Raw genomic sequence first — 12,614 nt, forward strand, 5'->3', positions numbered from 1 at the left:
AAAAATATGAGTATCGAATTAACAGCTATTGTTTTAGCTTTGATTGCGATGTTAGCCAATGGTGAATACTTATTAGGTTCATCAATGTTATCCAGACCACTTGTTACTTGTACTTTAGCTGGTTTAGTCATGGGCGACATCACACAAGGTATTGTTATTGGTGCTACATTAGAACTCGCATTTGTCGGTTCGTTTTCTATTGGCGCTTCTATTCCACCCGAAATTATATCAGGCAGTATATTGGGTACCGCGTTCGCCATTGGGGCAGGTAAAAGTACCGAAATTGCTTTGGCGTTAGGTATTCCTATTGCTTCATTAGTTTTATTGGTTAAAAACTTATGTTTTCTTTTTATTCTTCCTTACTTTGTTCATAAAGCGGATAAATACGCCAGTGAAGGCAATGGTAAAGGTATGGATCGAATGAATTTATTAGGTGGATTCTTTTCAATCAATCTGCCAATCGGTTTAGTCGTAGGACTTTCATATCTATTTGGCAGTTCTGCGGTGAATGGTCTATTGGAAATGATACCTAAATTTATTATTGAGGGATTAGGTATTGCAACTGGCTTACTACCGGCATTTGGATTTGCGATGTTAATGAAAATCATGATTAAAAAGACCAATGTAACCTTCTTTATTTTTGGTTTTGCACTTGCCGTTTATATGAAAGTGCCCGTCACCGGTGTGGCTATCTTTGGGGGATGTCTTGCGCTCATTTTGACGGGGTATTCGGCATTTAATGGCAAAAAGATGATAATAGAAGAAAGCGGGCAAAAACTCAGCACCAATACAGGCAATACGGTAGCTGCACAGGAGATCGATTATGAAAATGAAGAGTTCTAAACTAATAACCAATAAGGAGTTATCCAGAACGTTTTGGCGTTCATTTACCGCTGAATGGTCATGGAATTATGAACGACAAATGAACTTAGGCTATTCCTATGCGATGCGACCAGCTTTAGATAAGATTTACAGTCATAATAAAATCGAACTCACTGATGCCTATCAACGACATTTAGAATTTTATAACGTCACACCATGGTTAATCACCTTTCCACTAGGTATTTGTATTGCCATGGAAGAACAAAATGCCACCGATAGTGATTTTGATAAAAGTGCCATCAACGATGTCAAAATTGCACTAATGGGACCTTTAAGTGGTCTGGGGGATTCGTTCTTTTGGGGAACATTACGCGTTATTGCAACAGGTATTGGTACCTCTTTAGCACTGGAAGGTAATATTCTAGGTCCACTTCTTTTTTTACTTATCTTTAACGTACCTGCCATTTTAGCCCGTTATTTTGGTTTACTTATAGGCTATAACATTGGCGCATCTTTTATTGAAAAGGTTCAAAAGACAGGTTTAATGGATAAGTTATCTTATGGAGCATCAGTGTTAGGGCTATGTGTGGTTGGTGCCATGGTTGCTACTATGGTGACATTAAATATGCCGTTAAAAATTGGGTCTGGCGATGATTCAGCCTCACTACAAGATATCTTTAACGGAATTGTACCGCAAATTTTGCCTTTGATGTTTACGTTATTCATCTTCATGTTAGTCAAAAAAGGGATCAAAGCGCATTGGATACTTCTACTTATTGCCGCAATCGGGATTTTAGGGGCATGGAGTGGATTATTGGGATAATTAGGAAATAAAAATGAAAAGTATCGCAGACTATGTCGCCTTAGAGCCAGAATTTTATCAAAGCATATTAGATCATTATCAATCGTTATTTGCTGATCAGATAGATTTAAATACTGAAAAGTCACTTCAATCGATTGTCATTTTTGCTACAGGATCGAGTGCCAACGCCGCTTATGGTGCCAGACCATTGATGAGTAAAATATTAAAAATCCCTGTTTATATTGAAGATCCTTCCATGGCAGCAAACTACTTACACTATAATGACGCTAATACGCTCTATTTTGCCATATCACAAGGTGGGGAAAGCTATTCCACCATTCATTTGGTTGAACAATTTATTAAAAAAAATCTTACTATTTATACCCTTACTAGCAATTCTAACAGTCCGATATATAACATCAGCAATCATGTTTTATCAATGGGGATGCCAGTTGAAGAAATGCCCTATGTGAGTGCTGGCTATAGTGTCATTATTCTTGATTTAATGTTGATTGCCTTAATTATTGGTCAAAAAACAGGGTGTTTGGATAAGCAACAATTTGAAAGTTATCTTAAACAAATACAGGATGTTACGACATCATTGCCACAAGTTATCCTACAATCACAATCATGGGTAAATCATCATCTCAGAAAATTTAATCACGCTAAACGAGTGATTTTTATTGGCTATGGTGCAACTTATGGTGTCGCTCGTGAAGGAGAAACTAAATTCACCGAAACGGTTCGTAACACGGCGTTCGGAAAAGAATTGGAAGAGTACATGCATGGCCCTTATCTTGGCTTACATCCTGATGATTACATCATATTTATTGAACCAAAAGGGTTATTAGAAGCAAGAGCCGTAGCATTAAAAACCTTTTTGAATCGCTATGTAAAACAGGTAATAACCCTATATGCACAGCACTCGCATTCTATTACTGAGCACGATCTAAACTTTGATATCCATTGTGATGAATTATTAACATCATTATTTATGACTATTCCTATTCATCTACTCAGTTACCAGCTATCCCAGTTAAAGGGTCATAATCTAGAAAAATCAACATATCCAGAATTTGATGAAATTACTAAATCCAAAATTAAGAGGGTCACCGTATGAGAAAATTTGACGAACAAAAAGAGCTTAACAGTATGAATGGCGCATTAAAATTACGTCCGTTTATTAATCAGTTTATTGATCAGATTCATGAACGAGGTTATCGTAATATCTGTTGGTTAGGCATTGGTGGCACTTATGCTTCATCAATGCAAGCCGTCGTTCATATGAAAGAAAAATCTGCACTAGAAACTTTTGTGCAACATGCTGCGGAATATTTGGTAACTGGCAATAAGCGAATAACCAAAGATTCTTTAATAATCATCTCCTCAGTGACTGGCTCAACACAAGAAGTCGTTGAGGCTATCGATAAAATTCAAAAAGAAGTCGGCTCAACGGTATTAGCCTTTTTAGATAATGCTGATTCACCATTAGGTAAAATGGTAGATCACGTTATTTCTTATCCGATGAATGAACAGTTAAAATTCTTTATGACCGCAGACAGACTGATGTATTTAGCCGGTGAATTTCCAGACTATGATGAATTTTATCAACAAATGGATCAACATTTTGCCAAAAATATTGTTGCTGTTGCCAAAAAAGCCGATGCCTTTGGACAAGAAGTTGCGCAAAAACATCACGATGATGCCATGCATTACTTTGTTGGAGCAGGTAATCAATGGGGAGCAACCTATTCACACGCTATGTGTTATTGGGAAGAACAGCATTGGTTACGTTCAAAATCAATCGAATCTGCTGAATTTTTTCATGGAACATTAGAAATTATAGACAGGGATACGGCTGTTACTGTTTACGTTGGTGAAGATAGTCAGCGCTCACTTAGTGAAAGAGTAGCTAGATTTTTACCACAAATTTGCGCTAATTACACCATAATCGATACTAAAGATTATGAATTGCCGGGTATTTCGGAAAAATATCGGGGGCACTTATCTCCATTTGTTTTTCGTGCTATTAATAACCGAATTGATGCTTATGTTGAACACCTCAATCGTCATCCAATGTCAATCCGTCGTTATTATCGTTGCTTAGATTACTAAAAGGAGTCGTGCATGATTGCAGTATTAGTAAGTACTCACGGCACAATGGCTAACAGTTTAATTGAAACAGCTGAAATGATATGCGGTAAGCAAACTCAATGTGAAGCTGTTTCCTTTTTAATGGGACAATCGCTAGATGATTTTCAACAGCAAATTGAACAAAAGTTAGCAATGTTAACTAAATTGGGATCAGCCATTTTATGCTTAGTTGATTTAAAAGGCGGTACGCCTTTTAATACTCTTGTTAAGCTGATCCCAAATTACCCGACGATGGAAATTATCACTGGCGTTAATATTCCAATGCTATTAACCACATTTATGCTTAGAACGGATAAAAATGATCTAATTGATTTATTGCCAGAAGTCATCGAATCATCAGTACAAGGTATTGAGCGATATAATTTAATTTCAATTAGTAACAATAATATTCAAGATGAGGAATTTTAATTATATGATTAAAAAATAATAATTGAGGCAAATCTATTTTAGTATGCTAAAAATATATTTGCCTTAACTCATTGCTACCTTTTCAAGTTGGTTATAATTAAAATATCTTTATTCTTCATATAAATGTATTCATCTCAAAACGAGTTTAATATAACACTGTGTTATTATTTTAAAACCTACAAAAATAATTCTTATCTTGCTTGTTTTATGATGATATTTTGCTTTAATAGTAAAAAAGTCTCTTGGTATAACATCTACTTTTGGAAATAAAATATGAAAAATGTTGGTTTTGTTGGATGGCGTGGAATGGTGGGGTCGGTTCTGATGCAACGTATGGTTGAAGAACACGATTTTGATTATATTAATCCTATTTTCTTTTCGACTTCACAAGCAGGGCAAGTTGCACCTAGTTTTGGCGGTAAAACAGGAACATTGCAAAGTGCCGATAATATTGAAGCATTAAAGGCGTTAGATATTATCGTGACTTGTCAAGGTGGAGATTATACTTCCGAAATTTATCCAAAACTACGTGCTTCGGGGTGGCAAGGATATTGGATTGATGCCGCATCTACATTGCGTATGGAAGATGACGCCATTATCGTATTAGATCCTGTCAATAAAGCGAATATTCAAACTGCATTAGACAAAGGTATTAAAACGTTTGTCGGCGGGAATTGCACAGTCAGTTTAATGTTAATGTCACTGGGTGGCTTATTTGCTGAAAATTTGATTGATTGGGTGTCGGTATCAACTTATCAAGCGGCTTCTGGTGGTGGTGCTCGCCATATGCGTGAACTTTTAACGCAAATGGGGATGTTAAATGCCGAAGTTGCCAAAGAACTACAAGATCCACATTCTTCTATTTTAGAGATTGAACGTAAAGTAACCCAAAAAATGCGTGATGGAAGTTTGCCAACCGATAATTTTGGTGTACCACTTGCTGGGAGTTTAATTCCTTGGATCGATAAAGCATTGGATAATGGACAAAGTAAAGAAGAGTGGAAAGGGCAAGCTGAAACCAACAAAATATTAGATACCAATCAAATTATTCCTGTAGATGGACTATGTATTCGTATTGGTGCTTTGCGCTGTCATAGTCAGGCATTTACCATCAAGCTGAAAAAAGACATTAGCGTGCCGGAAATTGAAAAAATACTTGCTGCACATAATGATTGGGTAAAAGTGATACCCAATGATCGAGAATTATCCATGAGAGAGTTAACCCCTGCAGCCGTTACCGGTACATTAGCCACTCCTGTTGGTCGTTTGCGTAAACTTAATATGGGTAAAGACTTTTTATCAGCATTTACCGTTGGGGATCAGTTATTGTGGGGGGCCGCAGAACCATTACGGAGGATGTTACGCATCTTAGCATAATGGTTAACTGATGGCATGATAAAACAGCTCGATTTTTTCGGGCTGTTTTTGAACTTAAAAAGTTATTTATGCTACATCATGTTCGAGCAAAATCATCAAAAGTGATCCATTAAATAACGCTTGTTGTACTAAAGCAAATGCACCAATTGCCGAGCGGTCATTGAGTGAAGAGCAGTTGATTGAAAGATTCTTTCTTAAATCTTCTAAACTCAGTGAGTTTAAAGCGCTAGTTACTGCATCTAAAAGTATTTCTGTCGCTTTGGTGAGTTCACCTGCTAATACAATTCGTTGTGGGTTAAAAATATTGACCATAATAGCTACTGCTCGACCTAGATTTTCGCCTGCATCTTTAACTAACTTAATGGCAAGCTCATCCCCTTGATTGGCTAATTGGCAAATGTTGACGATATCACAACAATCTTTTGTTAATTTAGTCGTATAACCTTGATCAATCATCTGTTTTGCTCGTCGTTCAATGGCATCATTAACAACTCGGTTTTCCAAACAACCAAAATTACCACAATGACAGCGTTCACCTAACGCATCGACTTGAATATGTCCCACTTCGCAAGCACTTTGATTATGGTTAGTCAGTAATTGTTGATTGACAATAACACCTGATCCAACACCACGATGAACACGAATCAAGATTGAATCATCGACATCTTGCGTTGAACCAAAATAATTTTCGGCTAATGCTAGACTTTGGATATCATTACCTAAAAAAATAGAAACATTAAATTGTTTCTGCAATATATCGGCTAAAGGCCATGCTTTAACTTGAATATGAGGTGTATATCGAACAATTCCTCTTACAGAATCAATCAATCCAGGTAAAACCACCGATATAGCAATAAGATGCTTAATCTTTTTACTATTTTTTTGAATAAATTGTTCAATTAATGTAATCAAATATTCTTGTGCTTGTTGCTGTATAAAAACGGTAAGAGGATACACTTCAGAAACTAAGCTGTTTGCTCCAAGATCATAGAGTTCAATGGTGACATGCGAACGACTTAATTGAATAGCAATGGCTTGATAATAATCAAACTTGGCTTGAATGGAAACAGCTGGTCTTCCGCCAGTTGATTGCTGGGCATCAACTTCTTTTATAAGTTTATTCTTAAGTAGCTGTCGGGTAATTTTGGTAATGCTGGCTGGGGCTAAATGACTGATTTCGGCTAACTGGATACGAGAAATGGGAGCTTGCTGAACAATTAAACGATAAATCATAGCATAATTTAATTGTTTAATTAGTTCAGCATTTCCAACTAAATTCAGATAATTAAATGTCATATGTTGTCTCAATAATCATTAATTATCTGACATTCTAACGGGTGATTTCTCCATTAACAACCGTTTTAGTTATCGTAAAGTCTCGATTAAAAACAACTAAGTTGGCAATTTTACCTTCACTAATGCTACCAAGTTGTTTATCCACACCGATTGCTTTAGCTGGGTAAAGTGTCGCCATTCTTAAGGCTTCATCTAATGCAATACCCACATATTCAACAGCATTTTTAACTGCATCAATCATGGTTAATGCAGAGCCGCCAAGCGTGCCTTTATCGTCAACGCATAGCCCATCTTTATAATAAATGGTTTTACCTGCAAAAACAGCAGAAGACAAATTAGAACCGGCTAACAACATTGCATCTGTAATTAAAATTAAGTGATCTTTCTTAATTTTATGGCTATTGCGAATGTTTGCCCAACTTACATGATGTCCATCAGCAATAATACCAACATATACTTCTGGTTCATCATATATTGCACCAACTACGCCTGGCTCACGTCCTGAAATATAAGGCATAGCATTAAATAGGTGGGTGCCTAATCGAATTCCATCATTGAAGCCACGACGACAGTCATCGTAATGACCATTGGAATGACCGACAGAAACATGAATTCCTGCATTAACTAATTGTTTAATAAAATGGCTTTCAACTCTTTCTGGCGCAAGAGTAATGATTTTAATTACATCAGCATTTTCACATAGAAAATCAATCATTTTTTGCGAAGGTAAACGAATAATGTTTTCGTCATGAATCCCTTTCTTTTCAGGACTAATATAAGGACCTTCAAGATGTAAGCCTAATGCTTGATTAGGATGTCGAGCTAAGTATTCACGCATTACCGCGACCGCTTTTATCATAAATTCATCTGTTGATGTGATTAAAGTCGGTAAATAGCTCGTACAACCATAAATAAGGTTGGTAGCTTGCATCGCTTCTAATGTTTCAACACTTAATGCGTCGAGTGTCTCATTAAATTGCACACCGCCACATCCATTGACTTGAATATCAATAAATCCAGGCGCAACGATCGCTCCTTGTAGATCTTCAATTTTGATATTGTCGGGTAAATTATCTTTTTTACAAATTTTGTCAATTTTATCACCGTCGATAATAACAGCATGATTTTCAAGAATCTCATAACCGGTATAAATACGACAATTTGTTAATGCATACATTGAGTTATCCTTTATAAAATGGTCACGTTAAGATTGTCAGCTTCCATTTGTTTAAAATATTTTAACGTTTTTACTTTAAGGTCATCGGTACTTGGTTCATCACAAACAATAATAGATGCTGGGTGCATTTGTAATGCGGATACTGTCCATAAATGATTAATTGAACCTTCAACGCCTGCTTGTAATGCTAAACTTTTGTTATGACCACAGACTAATAAAATCACTTCTTGTGCATCCATTAATGTGGCAACACCAATAGTTAGTGCGTGCTTTGGAACTTGATTCACATCATTATCAAAGAAACGTGAATTGGCAATACGTGTATCTTCAGTTAGCGTTTTAATACGCGTGCGTGAACAAAGCGACGAACCCGGTTCATTAAAAGCAATATGTCCATCTTGACCAACACCACCAACAAAAATATTGATTTTGCCATAAGATTTGATTTTTTCTTCATATTGGCGACACTCTTGAGCAATATCAGTTGCATTGCCATTTAATATATGGATATTGTTTTTATCGATATCAATATGATTAAAAAAGTTTTCATGCATAAAAGTATGATAACTTTGAGGATGATCTTCAGGAATACCAACGTATTCATCCATATTAAACGTTACCACATGTTTAAAGCTAACATCACCAGCTTGGTAGTGTTTGATCAGTTGTTGATACATCACTAATGGCGAGCTACCGGTTGGTAAGCCTAACAAAAACGGACGATCCGCTGTCGGTTTAAATTGGTTAATTTTATTCACAATACGTTGTGCAACCCAAGCGCCCACTTCTTGAGCATTTTCTAAAGGAATAAGCCTCATTCGATACCACCTTTTCTGATATAATTAGAACCACTTCTTTTTTTTTGAAGTAAAATATGTTGACTGTATTTTACTATATTAGAGCAATTAATCAAAAAAAAGCGTGATAAAAATCACATATATTGAATAATTAATTTGCGAAGTAAAATAATATAATATGAAATAGAATGGATCGTTTACTGATATCTGAAGATACATAACAAATCATCATGTTTAGATATAGTTTAAATAAATATAAGAGGTTAAACTTATGGGAATTTTAGCTTATATGCAACGTATTGGGCGCTCATTAATGGTGCCAGTTGCAGTTCTACCTGCTGCAGCAATACTTCTAGGGATTGGATATTGGATCAATAGCGTTGAATGGGGTGCAAATAGTATTGCGGCAACATTTTTAATAAAATCTGGTGGTGCTATCATTGATAACATGCCAATTTTATTTGCTATTGGTGTTGCATATGGTATGTCCAAAGACAAAGACGGTGCAGCTGCACTTTCTGGGTTGGTCGGATTTTTGATTATTACAACATTATTATCGCCAAATTCAATTGCACTTTTTGAAGGTGTCGATACCAGTGTTGATGGTTGGAAAACGCAAATATCTCCTGCATTTGAGAAAATCAATAATCAATTTATTGGTATTTTAGTGGGTATTATCTCTGCTGAACTCTATAACAAATTTAGTACGGTTGAGTTACATAAAGCGTTAGCTTTTTTTAGTGGCAAACGACTTGTTCCGATTATTGTTTCTATCGTGATGCTACTTATCTCTGTCATCTTTTATTTTATCTGGCCAATTATTTTTGAAGCATTAGTAAAATTTGGTGAATCGATTAAGAATTTAGGTGCATCAGGTGCAGGGGTGTATGGCTTCTTTAACCGTATATTAATTCCAGTTGGTTTACATCATGCTCTTAACTCAGTATTTTGGTTTGATGTTGCTAACATTAACGATATTCCAAATTTCTTGGCTGGTCAAAGTGCGATAGATTCTGGTAAAGCTGTTGTAGGTATTACTGGACGTTATCAAGCAGGATTCTTCCCAATTATGATGTTTGGTTTACCAGGTGCTGCTTTAGCCATGTATCACACAGCGAAAAAAGGCAATAAAGATAAAACCGCATCAATTATGTTAGCGGCTTCTTTTGCAGCATTCTTTACGGGAATTACAGAACCGCTTGAATTTGCGTTCATGTTTGTTGCACCAGTACTTTATGTTATTCATGCAATTTTAACAGGCATTTCACTCTTTATTGCTGCAACGATGCAATGGATATGTGGATTTGGTTTCAGTGCCGGTTTAATCGATATGTTACTGCAATCTGGAAATCCTCTTGCAGTGCATTGGTATATGCTCATTCTTCAAGGTTTAGTGTTCTTTGTGGTTTACTATGTTGCGTTCCGCTTTATCATTGTTAAATTTAACCTTAAAACCCCAGGTCGTGAAGATGAAGACAGTGCGGCACAATCATTGACAACTGATACCGCTAAACCAGCGCAAACGACAGCTGATACCACAGCGCTTGCTGAACAATATTTAGCTATTGTTGGCGGTAAAGAAAACCTGACCAATATTGATTCTTGTATCACTCGATTACGTTTGAGTGTGAAAGATTCTGATTTAGTTGATGAAGTAGCTGCTAAAGCATTAGGTGCAATGGCTGTGATTAAACTAGGTAAAACAGGTGTGCAAATTGTTGTAGGTCAACAAGCTGAAAAGATTGCAGATCAAATGAAAAAATTAGTCTAAACGATAACAACTTAAACTATCACTATTAATTAATCCGCCTTATTCGTCATACTTAACGACAAAATAAGGCGGTTTTTTATTTTTCTTGATTACTTATTTCCCTTCGATATTCTTATTTCTTTCCGTTGTATTTGATTTGATAATCAGTTATTGCGTTTCTAAATATGGCTTAGTCTAATGTTAATCAGACTAGATTAATCTTAATTGAAAGGATGTGTGGGCGAAACAATTTTTAATAATGAAGCAGATTAAAAATTTAATATTAAATTAGAATGTTAAAATGACATCTTGCTCATCAAGCAATTGATTTAAATCGTAATGGTTAATCACTTTAGTGGTAATATTAAAGGTGAAATCAGAAAGATTATGCGATTTTAATGCTGACTCACTCACATAAACATCTTCAATATCATAAAGTTCAAGCATATTGAATGTGGCGATATAGTCACGCATCAAAATGAGATCGGGTTGCTGATCAGGTAATAAATGAAAAATGCCTTTATCGGTAAAAATGACCGTAATATGATTTAAAGCAGATAATGCTAAAGCCAAATCAAGTGCTTCTCGACCTTTGGCACTACCATGAGGGGAAGAATGAATAATAATGGCAATTTTCTTCATATCATTAACCGTCATATTTAAAATTGAATAACACGATCTGATAAAGTGATTGATTCAGTTAGCTCGCCTAAACCGGTTAATTGAAAATAATCGGCAATATTTTCTTCGGTTATTCCACGTCTTAGCGAAGCTGCAACACAAATTGTTAAGGGTAGATCATATTTTTTTGCTAATTCTTGCCAAGCGCTGACTAAATCAAATTCATCATTGGCAGGGTCGGTATATCGATTACCATTATAAACACCATCAGCGTAAAAAAAGATATTTTTTATGGTGTGAGATGTATTTAACAATAAGGCTTGTGCAAATTGATACGCACAATAAGCAGATTGGGTCCCATAAGCAGGACCCAAAACAACGAGTGTATATTTCAATGAAGTAATCAATTTATTTATCTTATTTGCTTAAATGAAGATTGTTGATTGTTCCCATTGTTATCTCCATCAATGCCCAATAGCGAAATTTCAAAAACTAAAGTTGACTCTGGTAAAATCGCTGCTTTGTCTCCTTGAGCTGGATAATATTGACTACCATATGCTAATTCTGGTGGAATGACTAATTTGATTTTACCACCTACTCCAATTAATTGAATTCCTTCAGCCCAACCTTTAATTACTTCATCAAGTTTAAAGCTAACGGTTTCACCACGATCATATGAACTATCAAATTTACGTCCGTCAACGAGTTTACCTTCATAATGAACAATAACGTTACTATCTTTTGTTGGATGATGAGAAGAACCTTGATTAATTATTTGATAAAGTAAGCCCGACTTAGTTTGTTTTACACCACTTTGTTTAGCAAATTCTGAACGGAATTTCGAACCTGCTTCAATATTTTCTGCTTTTTCTTTTTCAAAACGCGCTTTGGCTTTTTCCATCACACGTTGACGAATAGCACTTAAAATAGCATCAGTTTCATCATTTGATAATTGTGATTTGCTGTTAAATGTTTCAGTGAGTCCGCTGATAATATAGTCAGGATCGATATCAATTTCGCTTTCTTTTAAAGAAGACGCAAATGAAGAACCTAATGCATAAGAATCTTTTTGTGTTTGAGTAGTTAATGTCACTTTATTCGGATTGGCTGATTGTTCTGCCGACGTGATAGTTTGTTCAGCATGGGTAGTTGTTTGCTTATCCGTCGGATTACTTTGGGTATCACATCCAGTTAAAGCTAACACAATTGCGCTACTGATTAGCGTCATTCTTAAAAATAACTTCATTTTAATTCTCCATATTGAAATTTTTTTATTATTATTAATATTATAACTTATTTGATATTAGATAATACAGTATTTACAAACCATTATTAGTAAAAAATTTGCCTTAACAAATCATTAACATTGTCATTAATCCTTTCTTGATGATTAAATCATTCTTGAGTGCA

13 protein-coding genes are annotated in these 12,614 nt (G+C 35.5%); 7 read left to right on the forward strand and 6 right to left on the reverse strand.

The genetic code is table 11. The features are described 5' to 3' along the window. The first annotated feature begins 6 nt into the window (after nt 1-6). The 6 genes from ACGH6R_RS08375 to asd all read left to right on the forward strand — a co-directional run bounded on the left by ACGH6R_RS08375 (nt 7) and on the right by asd (nt 5,563). Nucleotides 7-843 carry a PTS mannose/fructose/sorbose/N-acetylgalactosamine transporter subunit IIC gene (locus ACGH6R_RS08375; RefSeq protein WP_411599403.1) on the forward strand — a complete coding sequence of 279 codons (837 nt, stop codon included), beginning with the start codon at nt 7-9 and terminating at the stop codon, nt 841-843. Next, the gene (locus ACGH6R_RS08380; RefSeq protein WP_411599405.1) at nt 824-1,645 is read left to right on the forward strand and encodes a PTS system mannose/fructose/sorbose family transporter subunit IID; all 822 of its coding nucleotides are present in this window, start codon (nt 824-826) and stop codon (nt 1,643-1,645) included. Before ACGH6R_RS08375 ends, ACGH6R_RS08380 begins: the two co-directional genes overlap by 20 nt. Nucleotides 1,646-1,658: 13 nt before the next feature. Further along, on the forward strand, nt 1,659-2,744 hold the full coding sequence (locus tag ACGH6R_RS08385; protein WP_411599406.1) for an SIS domain-containing protein: 1,086 nt from the start codon (nt 1,659-1,661) through the stop codon (nt 2,742-2,744). Continuing rightward, nucleotides 2,741-3,739: an SIS domain-containing protein gene (locus ACGH6R_RS08390; RefSeq protein WP_411599408.1), complete on the forward strand. Its 999-nt coding sequence runs from the start codon at nt 2,741-2,743 to the stop codon at nt 3,737-3,739. Before ACGH6R_RS08385 ends, ACGH6R_RS08390 begins: the two co-directional genes overlap by 4 nt. Nucleotides 3,740-3,751: 12 nt before the next feature. After that, complete coding sequence (locus ACGH6R_RS08395) at nt 3,752-4,186, forward strand: PTS sugar transporter subunit IIA (RefSeq protein WP_411599410.1); 435 nt, start codon at nt 3,752-3,754, stop codon at nt 4,184-4,186. A gap of 273 nt (nt 4,187-4,459) precedes the next feature. Then, the gene (asd, locus tag ACGH6R_RS08400; RefSeq protein ID WP_411599411.1) at nt 4,460-5,563 is read left to right on the forward strand and encodes an aspartate-semialdehyde dehydrogenase; all 1,104 of its coding nucleotides are present in this window, start codon (nt 4,460-4,462) and stop codon (nt 5,561-5,563) included. 66 nt (nt 5,564-5,629) lie between these two features. Here asd and ACGH6R_RS08405 read toward each other — a convergent pair whose 3' ends face one another. Genes ACGH6R_RS08405 through nagB form a run of 3 tightly spaced genes read right to left on the reverse strand, consistent with a single transcriptional unit; the run spans nt 5,630 to nt 8,854 of the window. Then, on the reverse strand, nt 5,630-6,859 hold the full coding sequence (locus tag ACGH6R_RS08405; RefSeq protein WP_411599412.1) for an ROK family protein: 1,230 nt from the start codon (nt 6,857-6,859) through the stop codon (nt 5,630-5,632). A gap of 34 nt (nt 6,860-6,893) precedes the next feature. Further along, nucleotides 6,894-8,036: an N-acetylglucosamine-6-phosphate deacetylase gene (nagA, locus tag ACGH6R_RS08410; RefSeq protein WP_411599413.1), complete on the reverse strand. Its 1,143-nt coding sequence runs from the start codon at nt 8,034-8,036 to the stop codon at nt 6,894-6,896. 11 nt (nt 8,037-8,047) lie between these two features. After that, the gene (gene nagB, locus ACGH6R_RS08415) at nt 8,048-8,854 is read right to left on the reverse strand and encodes a glucosamine-6-phosphate deaminase (RefSeq protein ID WP_267349995.1); all 807 of its coding nucleotides are present in this window, start codon (nt 8,852-8,854) and stop codon (nt 8,048-8,050) included. Nucleotides 8,855-9,104: 250 nt separating this feature from the next. Between nagB and nagE the strand changes: the two genes are divergently transcribed. Further along, nucleotides 9,105-10,604 carry an N-acetylglucosamine-specific PTS transporter subunit IIBC gene (gene nagE / locus ACGH6R_RS08420; RefSeq protein WP_411599415.1) on the forward strand — a complete coding sequence of 500 codons (1,500 nt, stop codon included), beginning with the start codon at nt 9,105-9,107 and terminating at the stop codon, nt 10,602-10,604. A gap of 267 nt (nt 10,605-10,871) precedes the next feature. Here the strand turns inward: nagE and tusC are convergent, their stop codons facing one another. Genes tusC through fkpA form a run of 3 tightly spaced genes read right to left on the reverse strand, consistent with a single transcriptional unit; the run spans nt 10,872 to nt 12,450 of the window. Next, nucleotides 10,872-11,225, reverse strand: a complete 354-nt coding sequence (gene tusC / locus ACGH6R_RS08425) for a sulfurtransferase complex subunit TusC (protein WP_267360958.1) — start codon at nt 11,223-11,225, stop codon at nt 10,872-10,874. Between the two features lie 17 nt (nt 11,226-11,242). Then, nucleotides 11,243-11,608, reverse strand: coding sequence for a sulfurtransferase complex subunit TusD (gene tusD / locus ACGH6R_RS08430; RefSeq protein ID WP_411597052.1), 366 nt, complete (start codon nt 11,606-11,608; stop codon nt 11,243-11,245). 8 nt (nt 11,609-11,616) lie between these two features. Beyond that, complete coding sequence (gene fkpA / locus ACGH6R_RS08435; RefSeq protein WP_267349990.1) at nt 11,617-12,450, reverse strand: FKBP-type peptidyl-prolyl cis-trans isomerase; 834 nt, start codon at nt 12,448-12,450, stop codon at nt 11,617-11,619. Between the last annotated feature and the right edge of the window lie 164 nt (nt 12,451-12,614).

It is taken from the genome of Gilliamella sp. CG13 (assembly GCF_046635805.1).
GTDB classification, from domain to species: Bacteria; Pseudomonadota; Gammaproteobacteria; order Enterobacterales; family Orbaceae; genus Gilliamella; species Gilliamella apicola_I.

Bases quoted from the DNA above. Each gene is read 5' to 3' on its own strand.
- nagA (WP_411599413.1), bottom strand. From the start codon at position 8,036: ATGTATGCATTAACAAATTGTCGTATTTATACCGGTTATGAGATTCTT.
- tusC (WP_267360958.1), bottom strand. From the start codon at position 11,225: ATGAAGAAAATTGCCATTATTATTCATTCTTCCCCTCATGGTAGTGCC.
- asd (WP_411599411.1), top strand. From the start codon at position 4,460: ATGAAAAATGTTGGTTTTGTTGGATGGCGTGGAATGGTGGGGTCGGTT.
- ACGH6R_RS08375 (WP_411599403.1), top strand. From the start codon at position 7: ATGAGTATCGAATTAACAGCTATTGTTTTAGCTTTGATTGCGATGTTA.
- ACGH6R_RS08380 (WP_411599405.1), top strand. From the start codon at position 824: ATGAAAATGAAGAGTTCTAAACTAATAACCAATAAGGAGTTATCCAGA.
- ACGH6R_RS08395 (WP_411599410.1), top strand. From the start codon at position 3,752: ATGATTGCAGTATTAGTAAGTACTCACGGCACAATGGCTAACAGTTTA.
- nagB (WP_267349995.1), bottom strand. From the start codon at position 8,854: ATGAGGCTTATTCCTTTAGAAAATGCTCAAGAAGTGGGCGCTTGGGTT.
- ACGH6R_RS08405 (WP_411599412.1), bottom strand. From the start codon at position 6,859: ATGACATTTAATTATCTGAATTTAGTTGGAAATGCTGAACTAATTAAA.
- fkpA (WP_267349990.1), bottom strand. From the start codon at position 12,450: ATGAAGTTATTTTTAAGAATGACGCTAATCAGTAGCGCAATTGTGTTA.
- ACGH6R_RS08390 (WP_411599408.1), top strand. From the start codon at position 2,741: ATGAGAAAATTTGACGAACAAAAAGAGCTTAACAGTATGAATGGCGCA.
- ACGH6R_RS08385 (WP_411599406.1), top strand. From the start codon at position 1,659: ATGAAAAGTATCGCAGACTATGTCGCCTTAGAGCCAGAATTTTATCAA.
- nagE (WP_411599415.1), top strand. From the start codon at position 9,105: ATGGGAATTTTAGCTTATATGCAACGTATTGGGCGCTCATTAATGGTG.